The 17327-nt window shown below is 29.0% G+C and carries 15 protein-coding genes; 11 read left to right on the top strand and 4 right to left on the bottom strand.

Annotated features, from left to right (window positions below; genetic code table 11):
* Positions 1 to 18: 18 nt before the first annotated feature.
* Both truA and Q0945_RS08540 read left to right on the top strand, forming a co-directional pair.
* Positions 19 to 804: a tRNA pseudouridine(38-40) synthase TruA gene (gene truA, locus Q0945_RS08545; protein ID WP_299433491.1), complete on the top strand. Its 786-nt coding sequence runs from the start codon at positions 19 to 21 to the stop codon at positions 802 to 804.
* A 7-nt stretch (positions 805 to 811) separates the two neighbouring features.
* Positions 812 to 1609, top strand: coding sequence for an alpha/beta hydrolase (locus Q0945_RS08540; protein ID WP_299433488.1), 798 nt, complete (start codon positions 812 to 814; stop codon positions 1607 to 1609).
* Positions 1610 to 1611: 2 nt separating this feature from the next.
* Here the strand turns inward: Q0945_RS08540 and cysM are convergent, their stop codons facing one another.
* Complete coding sequence (gene cysM / locus Q0945_RS08535; protein WP_299433485.1) at positions 1612 to 2496, bottom strand: cysteine synthase CysM; 885 nt, start codon at positions 2494 to 2496, stop codon at positions 1612 to 1614.
* Positions 2489 to 3280, bottom strand: a complete 792-nt coding sequence (gene epsC, locus Q0945_RS08530) for a serine O-acetyltransferase EpsC (RefSeq protein WP_299433482.1) — start codon at positions 3278 to 3280, stop codon at positions 2489 to 2491. Before epsC ends, cysM begins: the two co-directional genes overlap by 8 nt.
* Before the next feature lie 107 nt (positions 3281 to 3387).
* On the opposite strand from epsC, the gene Q0945_RS08525 reads away from it, so the two are divergent.
* On the top strand, positions 3388 to 4056 hold the full coding sequence (locus Q0945_RS08525) for a DUF2461 domain-containing protein (protein ID WP_299433479.1): 669 nt from the start codon (positions 3388 to 3390) through the stop codon (positions 4054 to 4056).
* Here Q0945_RS08525 and Q0945_RS08520 read toward each other — a convergent pair.
* The gene (locus tag Q0945_RS08520) at positions 4045 to 4455 is read right to left on the bottom strand and encodes a glyoxalase (RefSeq protein ID WP_299433476.1); all 411 of its coding nucleotides are present in this window, start codon (positions 4453 to 4455) and stop codon (positions 4045 to 4047) included. The genes Q0945_RS08525 and Q0945_RS08520 overlap by 12 nt on opposite strands.
* A gap of 151 nt (positions 4456 to 4606) precedes the next feature.
* Here Q0945_RS08520 and Q0945_RS08515 point away from each other — a divergent pair, with 151 nt between their 5' ends.
* The 8 genes from Q0945_RS08515 (at position 4607) to Q0945_RS08480 (ending at position 15911) form a co-directional block, all read left to right on the top strand.
* Positions 4607 to 5503, top strand: a complete 897-nt coding sequence (locus Q0945_RS08515; protein WP_299433473.1) for a DUF72 domain-containing protein — start codon at positions 4607 to 4609, stop codon at positions 5501 to 5503.
* Between the two features lie 42 nt (positions 5504 to 5545).
* On the top strand, positions 5546 to 5938 hold the full coding sequence (locus Q0945_RS08510) for a hotdog domain-containing protein (protein WP_298485787.1): 393 nt from the start codon (positions 5546 to 5548) through the stop codon (positions 5936 to 5938).
* Positions 5939 to 6278: 340 nt separating this feature from the next.
* The gene (locus Q0945_RS08505) at positions 6279 to 8057 is read left to right on the top strand and encodes an ATP-binding protein (RefSeq protein ID WP_299433469.1); all 1779 of its coding nucleotides are present in this window, start codon (positions 6279 to 6281) and stop codon (positions 8055 to 8057) included.
* A 6-nt stretch (positions 8058 to 8063) separates the two neighbouring features.
* Positions 8064 to 8429, top strand: a complete 366-nt coding sequence (locus Q0945_RS08500) for a response regulator transcription factor (RefSeq protein ID WP_299433466.1) — start codon at positions 8064 to 8066, stop codon at positions 8427 to 8429.
* Positions 8430 to 8441: 12 nt separating this feature from the next.
* Positions 8442 to 10901, top strand: a complete 2460-nt coding sequence (locus Q0945_RS08495; protein WP_299433463.1) for a HEAT repeat domain-containing protein — start codon at positions 8442 to 8444, stop codon at positions 10899 to 10901.
* The gene (locus tag Q0945_RS08490) at positions 10901 to 12331 is read left to right on the top strand and encodes a glycosyltransferase (protein ID WP_299433460.1); all 1431 of its coding nucleotides are present in this window, start codon (positions 10901 to 10903) and stop codon (positions 12329 to 12331) included. Before Q0945_RS08495 ends, Q0945_RS08490 begins: the two co-directional genes overlap by 1 nt.
* 2 nt (positions 12332 to 12333) lie before the next feature.
* Entirely contained in the window at positions 12334 to 14682 is a 2349-nt protein-coding gene (locus Q0945_RS08485; protein WP_299433457.1) for an LTA synthase family protein, read from the top strand.
* Positions 14682 to 15911 carry a YaiO family outer membrane beta-barrel protein gene (locus tag Q0945_RS08480; RefSeq protein ID WP_299433454.1) on the top strand — a complete coding sequence of 410 codons (1230 nt, stop codon included), beginning with the start codon at positions 14682 to 14684 and terminating at the stop codon, positions 15909 to 15911. The genes Q0945_RS08485 and Q0945_RS08480 overlap by 1 nt, the downstream gene beginning before the upstream one ends.
* A 518-nt stretch (positions 15912 to 16429) precedes the next feature.
* Here the strand turns inward: Q0945_RS08480 and Q0945_RS08475 are convergent.
* Positions 16430 to 17293, bottom strand: a complete 864-nt coding sequence (locus tag Q0945_RS08475; RefSeq protein WP_298485798.1) for an RNA polymerase sigma factor RpoD/SigA — start codon at positions 17291 to 17293, stop codon at positions 16430 to 16432.
* Positions 17294 to 17327 lie beyond the last annotated feature (34 nt).

Here is a 17327-nt window from a genome sequence, read left to right as displayed (position 1 = left end):
TTTTGTGATTTTAAATTAATGCAGAAAAAGAAATATTATTATTTGGTAAGATTGCAATATTTGGGTTTTAGATTTAGTGGTTGGCAAAAACAACCTGGCCAAAAAACTATTGAAGGAATGCTCACTAAAACTTTAAAATATATTTTACCAGAAACCACTTTTAAGATACTAGGAGCCGGGAGGACAGATGCTAAAGTATCAGCTCTTGATGCTGCTTTTGAATTGTTTTTAACAGATAGATCAATAGAAGATTTAAGTATTTTTATTACACTTTTTAATAAAAACTTGCCATCTGATATTCGAGTACTAGATATAGAAGAAACTACCAAAGAGTTTAATATAATACAGCATAGTAAATTAAAAGAATATGTTTATTTATTTTCTTTTGGTGAGAAAAATCATCCTTTTTGTGCTCCTTATTTAACAAACATACAAGAGAATTTAGATTTAGATGTAATGAAAGAAGCTGCATACTGCTTTGTTGGAGAGCATGACTTTTCAAGTTTTACTGCTAGATTACAAGAGAATACAATAGTACAAAGAAAAGTTGTCTCTTCTTATATTACAGAAAATACCTTATTATCAGCAAATTTTTTTCCTAAAAAATCTTATGCCTTTCATGTTAAAGGAAAAGGGTTTATTAGATATCAAATTAGAATGATGATGGGAGCATTACTACAAGTAGGAAAAGGAGAGTTTTCTATAGACCAACTTAAAGCTAGTTTAACTTCTGAAGATACCGCACTACTAAAACATGTAGCTCCTGGTTCTGGTTTATTATTAAATAATTTGACTTTCAATTAAAATATATATGAAAAGATTAAAAAAAATACTACTTATTATTGGTGTTTTATACATTGCAATTACTGCCTTAGCCTATTATAACCAAGACAAACTTGTTTTTATGCCTTCTAAAATGCCAATGAATCATATTTATGATTTTTGCCAACCTTTTCAAGAGTTTTGGTTAAATGCGGAAGATGGAGGGAAAATAAACGGTATACATATAAAAAATAATTCTACTAAAGGGGTTGTTCTTTATTTTCATGGGAATTCTGGAAATTTATCTCATTTATCCCATGTTGCAAATATGATTTCTAAAAAGGAGTATGATATTATTATGATAGATTACAGAACTTTTGGAAAGAGTAGTGGTACTTTAACTGAAAAAGCAATTTATTCAGACTCTGATATGGTGTATAAATACGCATTAGAAAGATATTCTGAAGATAAAATTATTCTATATGGTAGGTCATTTGGTACTGGAGTAGCTTCTGCATTAGCATCCAAAAATAAACCTTGTAAGCTAATTTTAGAATCTCCTTTTTATAGTGCAGTTAGTTTAGGACAACATAGATTTCCGTTTTTACCAATAAATTGGTTATCTAAATTTAGATTTCCATCTAATGAATATATTAAAGAGAGTTCTTGTCCTATTTTTATTTTCCACGGAAAAGATGATCGTGTTATTCCTTTTTCTTCAAGTAAAAAATTATTTGATGAAATTAAGGGGAATAGGAAAAAGTTTTACGTTATAGAAAATGCAGGTCATAATTATTTACAAGATTACGAAACTTTTAAAATGGGATTAACAGAGGCTTTACCATAAAATTACCCAAATATATCTGAAGATAAATACCTGTCTCCCCGATCACAAACAATAGATACAATTACACCTTTTTCTAAAGTAGTTGCTAATTGTATTGCCGCATATGCAGCACCGCCACTACTAACACCAGAAAAAATACCTTCTTCTTTTGCTAATTTAATTGTGGTTTGCGTAGCTTGTTCTTGGTTAACTTCCATAACCTTATCTACTTTGGAAGCATCAAATATTTTTGGTAAATATTCTTTTGGCCATTTACGTATTCCTGGAATTTTTGCACCATCCATAGGTTGTACTCCTACAATTTGTATGTCTGGGTTTTGTTCTTTTAAGTAAGTAGAAGTTCCCATAATAGTCCCTGTTGTACCCATGGCAGACACAAAATGCGTTATTTCTTCCTTAGTATCTTGCCAAATTTCTGGGCCTGTAGTTTTATAATGCGCTTTCCAATTATCATTATTTGCAAATTGGTTTAGCATTACATACCCCTCATTTGCAACTTTAGCATCTGCATAATCTCTTGCTCCTTCAATACCTACATCTGCACTAGTTAGTGTAACTTTTGCGCCATATGCGCGCATGGTTTGCACTCTTTCTTTAGTAGAGTTTTCTGGCATCACTAATTCCATATCTAAACCATAAATGCCAGCTATCATAGCTAAAGCTATTCCAGTATTTCCACTTGTAGCTTCAATTAATTTATCTTCCTTTTTTATAGAACCTGTTTCTAATCCATTTTTTATCATATTATAAGCAGCACGGTCTTTTACACTACCTCCAGGGTTATGCCCTTCTAACTTAAAAAATAATTTAACATTTGGATTTTGATTAAGAACTCTAGCTTCTACTAATGGTGTATTACCAATTAAATCTAGTATTGTTTTAGACATTTGGAAGTGTTTTAATTTTAATTTCTGGCGTATGATAAACAGTTGAATTTTCTGGGACAGTTTCGGTAACCCATGCGTTACCACCAATTATACTATTCTTCCCAATAGTAGTATTGCCCCCTAAAATAGTTGCATTGGCATATATAGTTACATTATCTTCAATAGTAGGATGCCTTTTTGTCTTTTGTAAACTCTTTGCTACGTATAAACCTCCCAAAGTTACCCCTTGGTAAATTTTTACATGATTCTTAATTATTGCAGTTTCTCCTATAACAATTCCTGTTCCGTGATCTATATGAAAAGCATGTCCAATAATTGCTCCTGGGTTTATATCAACGCCAGTTTGTCTATGCGCATACTCTGTCATTAATCTTGGTACTAAAGGAAAACCATCATTATATAATTCATGTGCTAACCTGTAAATAGCTATAGCATAAAACCCTGGATATGCCATATACACTTCTTCTATAGAAAGAGACGCGGGATCACATTCTACTGTAGCTTCGGCATCAATGTTTAATTTTTTTAAAATTTCAGGTAATTTTTCCACATAGTTTTCCCATATTTTTTTACATGGTTTTTTTACTTCCCAACAAGCAAGATTTACTAAAGCATCAAAATCTACTTCTAGCTTTTTTAAATTTTCTTCTACCGGAGTATCAATATCAAAAAGAGTATAAAAAAGTCTATTCGTAAATTCTTCTACTTTTTCTTTTAATTGATATCTTAAGTTAGGTTGTTTCTTATGTTGAATTATTTTATTAATTACAGACTCTAGTTTCATAAACATAGGATTAATACATCAAAATTAACCAAATATTAAAAAGTATAATGTTCTAAATGGTTAACTTTAGCATAAAATAACAACACATAAGTCGAATGTTAGATTACATGATTACAAAACCAGTTTTTAATTTTTTAAAAGAGTTAGAAAAAAACAATAATAGAGAGTGGTTTACAGAAAATAAAGAGGTTTTTAAAAAGTACCAAACAACTATAAAGAACTTGGCTTCTGTAGTTATGGAAAACCTAAATAAACATGACGAAATTGAAAAATTGAAAGTTTTTAGAATATATAGAGATGTACGGTTTTCTAAGGACAAAACACCTTATAAGTCTCATTTTTCTATCTCTTTTGCTAGATCTGGTGCCAAATTAAGAGGTGGTTACTATTTGCAAATAAAACCAGGAGATTCTTTTGTTGCCACAGGGTTTTGGGATCCTAATCCGGCAGATTTATTACGAATAAGAAAAGAATTTGAGGTAGATGCTACAGAAGTTAGAGAAATTATTGAAGCCCCTTCTTTTAAAAAAGTATGGGGAGATGTAGTAGGTGATCAAGTAAAAACTTCTCCAAAGGGTTTTGATAAAGCACACCCAAACATTGATTTAATTAAAAGAAAACAATACATTTTTATCAAGAAATTCTCTGATAAAGAAGTTTTATCAAAAGATTTTACTACCGTTATAGACAATTCTTTTAAATCTATAAGACCCTTTTTTAATTTAATGAGTAGCATATTAACTACAAACTTAAATGGTGAATCTTTAGTGGATTAATGCTTCTTCCTCAAATACTTGTATTTGATCTTGTAACCTTTTAATAACTAAATTCATCATGCGTTTATTTAGCGCAGAAGAATCTTGTATATAAATAGCATATTCTTCTTCTGCAAAAGCACCTATAATTATACCCTTAAGAGAATTTCTAAATTTTATGTCTTTTTGTATTGCATTTTCTATATAAAGCAATTTTTTTTCTATAGAAAGTTCTTGAAATTTATTTTTATGTTTAGTTATGTAGTTTTTAAATACAGCTATAAGCAATCCATTCTGAAACTTTAGCACAGGCCGTAATGTTTCATTTTGGAACCTTTCATTAAGACCCATAGTTTCATTTATTGCTGTTGTTGGTATATCTGGACGAATCTTTAAAAGGTATTGGGACCGATCTAACATAATAATCATATGGTTTTTATAAAGGTAAAAGAAACCTTATCTTAAAATTCTTAAAATAAAATTAGTTTTTAACGTGGTTATGAACAAAACTACTATTACTTTATCTTTATTATTTTAAAATATATTTTTAACATTATACTTTGTTATTCCTATGAAATTTGGAAAAGTAGAACAACCCGAACTTATAGATTTTACACTACCAAAAGATCATTCTGGTACTAATCTTGTACTTTCAAAATCCGAAAAAGATGTGGCAACTTCTATTTATGTAGGCTGTGCTAAATGGAATAAACAAGATTTAAAAAACTTTTATCCAAGAGGAACAAAAGATGAGTTGGCATATTATGCATCTCAATTTAATAGTATAGAATTAAATGCTACATTTTACAGGATATTCCCTGCAGAACAGTATCAAAAATGGTATGATAAGACTCCAGAAAATTTTAAGTTTTTTCCTAAAATAGTTCAAAATGTAAGTCACCTAAGAAGGCTCAATGATCAGGCTTATCCAATATTAGATGAATACCTTAATGTAACTTCAAATTTAAAAGATAAATTAGGTACTATCTTTTTACAATTGCATACTAACTTTGGACCTAAAAATTGGGATAGAGTAGTGCGTTTTATAGAATACTGGCCAAAAGAATTTCCATTATCTATAGAATTTAGACATACAGATTGGTTTAATGATACAGCAGTAGCTAGTGAATTATATTCCTTACTAGAAGAGAATAACATAAGTAATACAATTGTAGATACTGCTGGCAGAAGAGATATAATGCATATGAGACTTACAAAAAATGAGGCTTTTATAAGATATGTTGGCGCTAATCATAAAAGTGATTATACCAGATTAGATGAATGGATATTAAGATTAATAAAATGGAAAGAACAAGGATTAAAAAACATTCATTTTTTTATACATCAAAACTTAGAATTAGAGTCTCCATTATTATCAGCCTATTTTATTACAGAATTAAATAAAAGAATGGGAAGTAATTTAATTATTCCAAAAACGATTAATATTTCTAATCCAAAGTTATTTTAGCATTTTATTCTTTTTTAATTTTACGCAAAAAATATCTTAACTATGAGGTTTCATACTAGAAAATGGGTAAAACCCGGAGATTTAAATGCTAATTCAACCCTATTTGGAGGTACAGTTTTAGCTTGGATAGATGAAGAATGTGCTTTATATGCGATCATTCAGTTAGAAAATAAAAGAGTAGTAACAAAATATATGTCCGAAATTAACTTTATGAGTACTGCTGTTAAAGGTGACGTCATAGAAATTGGTATTGAAGTGGTAAAATTTGGAAAATCTTCACTTACTTTAAATTGTGAGGTTCGTAATAAAATGACCCATGAAACTATTGTTACCGTAGATAATATTATAATGGTAAATCTTGGTGAAAATGGGAAACCAAAACCACACGGAAAAACAAAAATAGAATATGTGAAAGATAGGTTAGCAGTAGAATAATTATAGCTAAAATATTCTTTTAAAAATTTAATTCTTCACTCTATAAAGGCATATCTAATTATGTCTTTATTTTTTTTATATAAGCACCTTTTTTCATCCTTTATTGAACTAGTAGTATCTACGAAATACCAAAAACATAGACAAAATACATAGTTTCAAAGGTTTTTTGACCAACAAATACTGCATTTTTACAACACTTTTTGGGTAGTAGGGAACATTTTATTGCGAATTAAGCATTATTAGTAGAGTTTTAAGGATGTTAAGTTCTTTAAATATGTCTTTTAAAAAAATGGCATTGTGCAAATTAGAGAATGTTTATATAAATATTAAACCCATTTTATTGAAAACACAAGACCTACTTAATCAAATGTTACGTTTAGAAACTACTTTAAACGAATTTTCATTTGAAGAGCTAAATACTGAAGAGGCTACAAAGCTTAAAAAATCTTTTTTATCCTTTAAAAATAGCTTAGAAACTAAAATTTTTGGACCACTTGTTTCAACGCATGTAGAGAATCAATTTTTAGAAGAATTAGAGGAAACTCCAAATGATTCTAATACTACAAATACAGATGCTAATAAATTAATAGCAAATGTTAGTCATGAAATTAGAACGCCCTTAAATGGTATTATTGGTTTTGCAGATTTATTAAAAGAAAGCAAATTAAAAGGAGAGCAGTTAGAGCAAGTAAATGCAATACAATCTGCTTCTTATTCTTTAATGGAAATAATTAATGAACTTTTAGAATATTCTAAACTGTCTGCAGGTCTAGAAGAATTTGAAAGTGTAGACTTTGATTTTTATGATTTAGTAAAAGATGTAGTTTATTTATGCCAGACACTTAGTGCTAGTAAAAATATAAACATACATACTAAAATTGATGAAGCAATACCTGAAACATTAATAGGAGACCCTTCTAAATTATCTCAAATTTTATTAAACCTTGTTGGAAATGCTATAAAGTTTGTTGAAAATGGAGAAATAAATGTTGCTATAAATCTAAAAGAATTAAAAGACAAGAAAAGTTTTATATTAGAATTTAGAGTTCAAGATACTGGTATTGGTATGACTAAAGAACAACTAAATCATATTTTTGATTCTTTTAAACAAGCTGAGTATGATACATTTACTAAGTATGGAGGTACTGGACTTGGATTAAGTATTGTAAAGCAAATTATAGAAAAACTTGGCGGAACCATCCATGTTACCAGTAAAGTAAATATTGGTACCACTTTTAGTTTTACACTCCCATATAAAGAAGGAAATGATTCTAAGGTTCCAAAGAAAAATAAAAACACTATAAACTTACAAAAAGGAAGACAGCTGGTAAATGGTACTCGCGTTTTAGTTTTTGAAGACAATCTTTTAAACCAACGTTTAATTGAGCAACGTTTAACAACTTGGGGTTGTAAAGTATATATAACAGATAGTGCTACTTATGGTATAAATATTCTGAAAAATAAAAAAATTGATATTGTTCTTATGGATTTAAGAATGCCAAATATGAATGGTTTTCAAATTACAGAGCTCATAAGAAACAATAAAAAGAAATATATAAAAGAAGTGCCAATTATTGCTTTATCGGCAGATTTTAGTATTCGAGACCAAGAACAATGTTCGGAATATGGAATTAATGATTTTATCTTAAAGCCATATGCCCCAGATGATTTATTAATAAAACTTGTAAAAAATAAAACCAAAATGATTACTGTAGCAAAAGAGCCAAAAGAATTTATAGAAGTTAAAAAAGAGCTAGTTTCTAAAAAAGAAATAGATCTAACTCCTATTTGGCAAGAGTGTATGGGACAAACAGAGTTGTTAGAAGAACTATTATCCTTATATAAAAAAAATGCACAAGAATTTATTACCGTTGTAAAAACACAATTAAAAAATAATGCTTTTGAAGAAGTTGGCTTAGCTGCACATAAAATAAAAGCTGGTTTAGCAATGTTACAAACAGAAGGCTTGTTAGAAATTATAGTGCAAATACAAAATGGTTGTAAGGACAATGTAGACAAAAAACACCTAGAATTTTTATATGGTAGATTTTTAATAGAATATCCAATAGTAGAAAAAGAATTAGATGCTGCTTTTATTAAAATTAAAAGCAATCAATAATAAAGCATGAAAAAAAAAATATTACTTGCAGATGATGATGAACTTTTAATTTCTTTACTACAATTTAGGCTTAAAAAAGAAGGTCATGAGGTAACTTTTGTGTCTAATGGTAAAGAGGTAAAAGAATATCTAAATAACACCATTCCAGATGTTATTGTTAGTGATATTATGATGCCTTATTTCTCTGGAATTGAGTTAGTTGGTTTTGTAAGAAATGAACTAAAATTAACTATACCAATAATAATAATTTCTTCCGCTGGAAATGAAGAAAATGTATTAAGCGCTTTTGAGTTAGGCGCAAATGATTTTATATCAAAACCATTTAGTCCAACAGAATTATTATTAAGAATAACAAAAGAATTAAATAAGTAAAACAACCCCCAATTGTTAAGTATCAAGACGCATAACCCCCGAGCGTTAATTACTGCGCCTAAAATTCACACAGATTTACTCTGGGATTTATCCCTCATGTTTGTGGGGTTAGCTTTGCTATATTTTCTATTTATCTTTTATTTTAGAAATAAAATATCTTCAAAAACAAAAAAGGTAGCACAAAAAAAGAAAGACCTTTCTCCAATTATTAGTGAGTTTCTTTTTTTTGAAGAAGAGAGTTCTAAAGATGAAAAAACAAATTACATTCAATTAAAAATTGAAATAAGACAATTCTTAAAAGATGTTTTTAATAGAAGAATATTATCAGAAGTGCTATTAGATTTAAGTATTGATGTTTCTGGAAGCACTCAAAAATCTCTTTTTAAATTATATAAGGAATTAGACTTACATAAGGATGCGTATACAAAATTAGAAAGTTGGCGGTGGGAAATTGTCTCTAAAGGAATTTTAGAGTTAACACAAATGCAAGTTTCAGAATCTTATGGTTTTATCATAAAACGTATAAATGATAAAAGAGGAACCATACGTAAACAGGCAGAAATTGCAACAGTAACTTTAAAGCATGAAGGTATTTCTTATTTTTTAGATACTACCAGATATAAAATATCTGAATGGCAACAATTAAAAATATTAGAAGTATTACGTAATAAGAAAGATTTTAATCCGCCTAAATTTAAACAGTGGCTAACTTCTAATAATAAACATGTTGTTCTTTTTTCATTACGATTAATTAAGCATTATAACCAGAATGACGCAGAACTTTCTATTATAGAGTTAGTAAAGCACAAAAACACTCAAATAAAGCAAGAAGCTATTCTTTGTATTAAAGAATTTGGTTTTATGAGAGCTACAGATACTTTAAAATTAATATTCTGGAATTGCTCTACCGATATTAAAATTACAATACTAAGCGCCTTATCAGAAATTGGGACAGAGGAAGATTTACCTTTTTTAAATCAAATAGAAAATAAGGAACGTAATTTTTATGTAAAAAGTAAAGCACTGAGTACTATAAACAGTATTGCTCCAGAAACCATTATGCCAACTAAAGAAATTGAAAAAAATATAGCACATAATACTCCAAAAGATATTGTAATTCCAGAAGAAGAAAAATTAATAATAGCAGAAAAACCTGAAGAAATTATTATTAAAAATACGGAAAACCCTAAGGAGAGTATAGAAAAAGTTGAAGATTTAAAAACAAACGATTCTATTCATGAACTAAGACAAGAAGAATTGGCCATGGCAATAAATGCGACGGACAAAGATTTTTTAGAAACCGATATATCAGAAAGTCTAGGATTTCTTCCTATTGTAACCAGCAAGGAAAATGAAAATATGATTACTCAAGACAGTAAGCCAGAAGTAAAACCAGAAGAAATTATCGTTAATTTCCAGAAAGTTGTTCCTTCTAATATTACTAATATACACGTAGAATATTCTATTGTAGAACCTAACAATAAAAATGAAATTTCGGCTTTAAATTTAGATTTCCTTCCAATTGTTACTACTAATGTTATAGAGAAAAAAACTGTAGAAATTAACCCTTTAGATTTACAAGTAATAGGAGAAGAAATAAGTATTAAAAAGAAAGAAACTTTAAATGTAGATTTCTTACCTGTTATTTATGACATGATTAATGTTACAGAAGAGCCGGAATCCATTATAAATATTGATAATTCAAAAATTGAAAACATTAATACAATATTTGAAGAGATTAGTATTTCTAATGAAACAATTACGGAAGCAGAAAATACGATACTAGACATTAATAAATTACTAAGTAATGAAGATGAAATTACTATTAATACTAATGTAGAGGAAGAGTTCTTTATTCCTAAAGCCGTATTCTGTGATAAAAGAGAATTAGAAATGCTATCTCTTTTAGAAGATTTAAACGAGTTAGGAGATGTTAGAGAAATTCCACTTTTAGAAGAATATTTATTAAAAGAAAAAGAAGGTATTGTAAGAGACCGTATTATAGAGCTTTTAGAAAAATTTTATAAAGAATTACCTACTAAAAAAGAAATAAAAATGGATGATGTTACAACAGAGACTTCTATACTAGAAGAACTTTTTACAAATGCTGATACAGAATCTAAACTTATTTTATTAAATGAAATAGTTGCCGTTAGTGATAAAAAAGAAGTAAAATTATTAATGAACTTAGTAGAAGATGATGATGAAAGAGTTAGAGAAAAAGCAAAAAAATGCTTAAAACAATTAAAAGATCAAATAGAATCTGAAAATATTATACCTGATGATTCTTTTGAACCAATTCCGCTAGAGTATGCTTTTCTTGAAGATTATAAAGCAGAGTTACAAAAAAACAATATTAATCCCTCAAAAATAAGTAATCTAGATATAGAAGAAGTTTCTACCGTTACTAAAGAGCCTTCTTTCTTAGAACAGTTTTATTCTTTCTCCAGTAAACTCTTTGATAAGTTTTAATGGATAGCGGTCTTTTCAATATCATTTTAGAATATATAAACATTGTTTTTTTCTTGTTTACAGTTATTCTATTTTCATTTTTTACCGCAATGGGGTATTTAGCCACCCGAAATACAATACACTACAAGAACAAAAATAGTTTTGGAGACATGTCTAAATTAATGGCTTCTCCTTTAGCACCAAGTATAACTATAATTGCTCCTGCCTATAATGAGGGGATGACGATTGTAGAAAATATTAGGTCTCTAATGTCTTTAAAATATGTTAACTATGAAGTTATGGTGGTTAATGATGGAAGTAAAGATGATACGCTTCAAAAAATGATTGATGCCTATGACCTAGTAAAAATAGACCAAGAAATAGACCCAAATTGGAAATCTAAACCTATTAGAGGTATTTATAAATCGCCTCAAAGAGCATTTTCTAAACTTACAGTAATAGATAAAGAAAATGGAGGTAAGTCTGATGCTTTAAATACAGGCATGGCGTTATCTAAAAATAAATATGTTGGTTGTATAGATGTAGATTGTCTTTTATTACCAGATGCATTACTACATGTTGTAAAATCTTTTTACCAACGCTCGGAAAAACGTGTTATCGCAGTTGGTGGGGTAATACGTGTTGCAAATTCTTGTGTTATACAAGGCGGACAATTAGAAGAGATTAAATTACCAACAAATTGGTTGGCAAGGTTTCAATTATTAGAATATACGCGTTCTTTTATTTTAGGTAGAATGGCGTGGGGAAGAATAGATAGTTTATTAATTATTTCAGGAGCATTTGGTTTCTTTGATAGAGAAATAGCATTAGCGGTAGATGGCTATGATACCAATACCGTAGGAGAAGACATGGAAATTGTTTTTAAGATGCGTAAGTATATGCACGAACGTAAAATACCATATACTGTAGAATATATACCAGACCCTTTATGCTGGACCGAAGTTCCTGAAGATTTAAAAATACTTGTAAACCAAAGAGATAGGTGGGCTAGAGGCAATTTAGAAACACTTTTTAAACATAAAGAAATGTTCTTTAATCCCAAATTTGGAAAACTAGGCATGCTAAGTTATCCGTATTGGTTTTTTTACGAATGGTTAGCTCCAATGTTAGAGTTTTTTGGAATGTTTACCATTATTCTTTTTTACTATTTAGGAATACTAAACTGGGATTTTTTCATAGCAATTACAACAACTGTCTATGTTTTTTCTATTATGTTTTCTTTTTACGCTATCCTTTGGGATGTATATGCATATAATGAATATAAGAAAACAAAAGATATATTAATTCTTATGTTTTGTGCAATTATAGAACCTATTACTTTTCACCCAATAGTAGTATGGGCAGCAATACGTGGAAATTATAAAAAATTATTTAAAATTAAATCTGGCTGGGGGTCACAAGTTCGTAAAGGATTTGCAAAAGCTTCATAATAATGCAAGTAGAAAATAACATACCAAAAGACGGTACGCCAAAAAAGTTAAAGGATTTTATTCCTATGTTATTAACTTTCTTTGTGGCTTTTTTTGTACTTTCTGTGTATCAAAATCTTAGTTTATATTTAAGTGGTGTTATAGATAGCGTTTTTAATAAAAGTTTTTTTCATTTGCTTCTTAACCATACTGGATATGTAGCAATTACAGCACTAATCTTATCTTTCTTATTTAATTATTTAGAAAATAAAAAAGCAGGTTTAGGGTATAAGGTAACCAGAATAATACTAATACTTCTTATTTGTATAGAAGCATTTTTAATACAATACTATATCCAAAATTATGAGATATTAGGAACAGGTATTCTTGGTATTTTTAAATCGGATACTGTAATTTTTTCTTTATTACCAATTATAGGTCTTTTACTTATTTGTTTTGCTGTATGTTATTATGTACAAAAATTTACAGCAAAAACATATACGGTTATTAGTAGAATGTATCCAGTAACTTTAATACTATTTAGTTTGTTTTTAGCCACTTTATATGCGGATAAAAAACCAATTAATGAAAATAAAACACATCATTTAATTACTAGTTTAAAGAATTATGCTCTTGAAAATGATACGTATGAAGGCACAGCGGAATATCCACTTTTAAAAGACTATGTTAAGGAAGATGTTTTGTCCACTTATTTTAATGTAAAAGAAGAAAAACCAAATATTATATTTTTAGTTGTAGAAGGTTTGGGTTCCGATTTTATTGGTGATAAACCAGACTACAAAGGCTTTACACCATATTTACAAGAATTAACCACAAAGAGTCTTTTTTGGGAAAACCATCTAAGTAATAGTGGAGAAAGTTTTGCTGCTATACCAAATATACTTGGGTCTTTGCCTTTTGGGCAAGAAGGGTTTACCAATTTAGATAATTATATTAATAGAAATACCTTATATAGTATTCTTAAGAAAAATGGTTATGCTACTTCTTTTAATTATGGCGGTAATAGTGCTCTTAATTATATTGATAAATTTTTAGATGAAGAACGTGTAGACCGTATTATAGACAAAAAAGTATTTAATCAAAATTATAGTTTACAAGAAGAAGATGCTGCCGGAATTTCTTTAGGATACCCAGATGCAGAATTATTTAAAAAATTTAATGCATCATTTTTTAGTACAAAAAAACCTAGGTTAGATTTTTTTGTAACACTTAGTACTAAAAATCCTTACGCTATTCCTAATGCAAAAAAGTATTTACAAACGGTAGAAAAACAATTAGGGAATAAAAAACGATATACAAAAAGAGCCAGAAAAATAATTTCTAAAAATAAAGAACTTTTTGCTAGCTTATTGTATACAGATAATGCTGTAAAATCGTTTATAGAAAATTATAAAACAAAATCAGAATATAAGAATACAATTTTCATTATTACGGGTACACATAATAGTACTGATTTACCACAAACCACTAATTTACAGAAGTATAAAGTGCCGTTATTATTGTTTAGTCCGCTTTTAAAAACACCTAAAAAAATAAAATCGCTTACTTCACATGCAGATATTACACCTTCTTTAATTTCTTTTTTAGATGCTAATTATACTTTAAAAATACCGATAAAAAATTCTTGGTTAGGGAGTAGTTTAGTACATGAAAATACATTTAAAGTAGATAAAGAAATTCCTTTATTCAAAAGGAGAAAAGCCATAGTAGATTATATAAGTGGTTCTAATTTTATTAGTAAGGGCAACGTATATAAGTTATATAAAGATTTAGACCTTTTAGAAGAAGACGAATCTAGTAATAAAGATGCCATAAAAGAGAGGTTTCGTTATTTTAAATCGGTAAATAAATATGTTACTACTACAAATAAAATAATTCCAGAAGATTTATCTCTCTATGTCACTAAAACAAAAGAGTTTTCTAAACAAGACCAAATTTGGGTAGAAAGTGTTTTTAATGATAAAGATTTTGATAATGCTTATGAAACTGCTCGTGAACTAGCTTTTAATAAAGAATGGGACCGCTCTTTATTACTTTGCAACTATATACTATCTAAAATACCAAGACATGCAGATACTGAAATTCTTGTTGGTAGAATATATGCTTGGAAGAAAGAATACAATAATTCTATAGAAGTATTAGAAGAAGTTATTCGTAAATACCCAACCTATGAAGATGGTTATGCTGCGTTGTTAGACGTGTATTATTGGTCTAATAATAATGATAGAGTACCAGAGATTCAAGAAATAATACAAGAAAACAATATTAGTTCTAAAGAAATAGAGGTTAAGCTTTTAAGAGCAAATACCATACTAACTAAAAATAAAGAAATAGCAGAAATAAATTTTTAATGCATATACTAAAAACATACATTCTTATTCTTTTATGCTTTTGCAGTTTGTTCATATCAGCACAAGAGAAGCTTGCGTATTCTGGAGACCCAGATTCCTCTTTCTTTACCGCTAGGGAATTAGCTTTTGCAGGGAATAGAGTAGCTGCTAGAGATACGCTTACTACTATTTTAAGTGCATACCCAGAATATACAGATGTTCGTGTTCTATTAGCTAAAACACATACCTGGGATAAAGAATACGATAGTGCAAGAAAACATTTTAATACTATAATCTCTAAAGAAAAGGAAATTAAAGAAGTTTGGGTGGCAGCTATTAATAATGAACTTTATTCTGAAAATTACGCTACAGCTTTAGGTTTAGCAAATAAGGCATTAAAATATATTCCAAATGATGAAGATTTAGCGAAACAAAAACAATACGCTATAGACGGTATAATTGGCGTTACAGAGGAAGGGAAAGAATCTGAAATAGATACTACCACTACAATGCTTAAAAACCAATTTGGATTAACCAATAGCTTTGAAATTTTTGATGTTGTCTATGACCCTATGTTTTATTCTAGTATAGAGTATAAAAGAGAAACTCTTTCTGGCCCTATTATTCCAAGAATAAATTATAGTAATAGGTTTGGTACACACGGTTTACAATATGAACTAGATTTTTACCCCAAACTTTCTAAAAAGATTTACGGGTATTTAAATTATGGTTTTTCTAACGCACCTACTTTTCCTAAACATAGAGCAGGAGTAGAGGTATATGCCAATTATCCAAAAAACATGGAGCTTTCTTTAGGAGTTCGTTATTTAGACTTTAAATCTATAAAGGCAACTATTGCCACTGCAAGTGTTGGTTTATACACTGGAAACTATTTCTTTTCTGCTAGACCCTATGTAACGGCTATAAGTAACAATAAAAATCTAGGATTTTCCGGAACTGTATTGGCAAGAAAATATTTAAGAGATAAGGATAACTATTTAGGAGTTATAGCAGGAGTTGGGTATGCATCAGAATTAAAGCAATTACGAAATGCACAAGATGCTTTATTGGCAGAAACCGTATTGTATGTAGAATCGCAACAAGTACTTTTTGAATATCAATTTACAGGAAAAAAGAATCCTAATATTTATAAAACCAATTTAGGAGTAACACGGCAGGAGCTTATTTTTGAACCAGGAAAATTCTTTTGGTCTGTATCTGCAGGGATTACTTACCAGGTAAAATTCTAACAAATGTCAAAATATTCGATGAACTGCATAGCGCTGTAACTACCATATACAAAGGGATTATGGCCAATTTTTACTTTTACAACAAAAGAAGTATAGTTATACAACAAAAATTGGATAGTACACCACAATTAATTGTTCTTGTTTCTCGTTATATATATGTTTACAATGAAATTATAACCAAGTCCTAGTATTAATTAAACCTACATTAATATGCTTTATGATACCTACGGAGAAGAGTATTTAGCTTTCCTTCAAGATTTAAATGAAATATTAAGTATTAACGAATTGGTAGAATTAGACTTTATGTAATCTTCATAAAACCTAAATGTATCATTAAAACCCCAACAAGTTATGGCAAACAAGAATCAAGACAACACATCTTATTTAAATTTTATTCAGAATTTAAACGAAATTCTAGTAGATTATAATATTAATAAACTTACCTACTCTTAATAAAGGGTTTAAAAAAATATACAAAAAGACCGCTAAGAATAGCGGTCTTTTTTGTTTTGTAAATATTAACCTAAATAGGTTTTTAATAGCTTACTTCTAGAGTTATGGCGTAGTTTACGAATTGCTTTTTCTCGTATTTGACGAACACGCTCTCTAGTTAAATCAAAAGTTTGTCCTATCTCTGCAAGCGTCATAGAATGTTGGTCTCCTATACCATAGTATAATTTAACCACATCTGCTTCTCTTGGAGAAAGCGTATCTAAAGCTCTATTAATTTCGGTATTTAAAGATTGTTGTAATAATATTGTATCGGGTCTTGGAGACTCTCCAGCACGTAAAACATCATACAAATTAGAATCTTCTCCTTCACGTAATGGAGCATCCATAGAAACATGTCTCCCAGAATTTTTCATAGATTGTTTAACTTCAGAAACCGTCATTTCTAACTCGTTCGCAATTTCTTCAGGAGAAGGAGGGCGTTCATGGGATTGTTCTAAATAAGAAAAGGCCTTTTTAATTTTATTAATAGACCCAATTTTATTTAAAGGTAAACGTACTACTCTGGATTGTTCTGCTAATGCTTGTAAAATAGACTGCCTAATCCACCATACGGCATAGGAAATAAATTTAAAACCTCTAGTCTCATCAAAACGTTTTGCAGCTTTTACAAGTCCTACATTTCCTTCGTTTATTAAATCAGGCAACTTTAATCCTTGGTTTTGGTACTGTTTTGCTACAGAAACAACAAACCTTAAGTTAGCATTGGTTAATTTTTCTAATGCTGCTTGGTCTCCTGTACGTATTAATTGGGCTAATTCTACTTCTTCACTTGCACTTATTAAATCAATCTTACTAATATCTTGCAAGTATTTATCTAATGATTTGGATTCACGATTGGTTACCTGCTTGATAATTTTTAGTTGCCTCATATATTCGTGTGTTTTTAGTTCTTGTACAAGAACT

Source organism: uncultured Maribacter sp. (genome assembly GCF_947500405.1).
In the GTDB taxonomy this organism is placed as follows: domain Bacteria; phylum Bacteroidota; class Bacteroidia; order Flavobacteriales; family Flavobacteriaceae; genus Maribacter_B.
The sequence above is the reverse complement of the archived record's forward strand: the minus strand, read 5'-3'. Positions and strand labels throughout refer to the sequence as shown.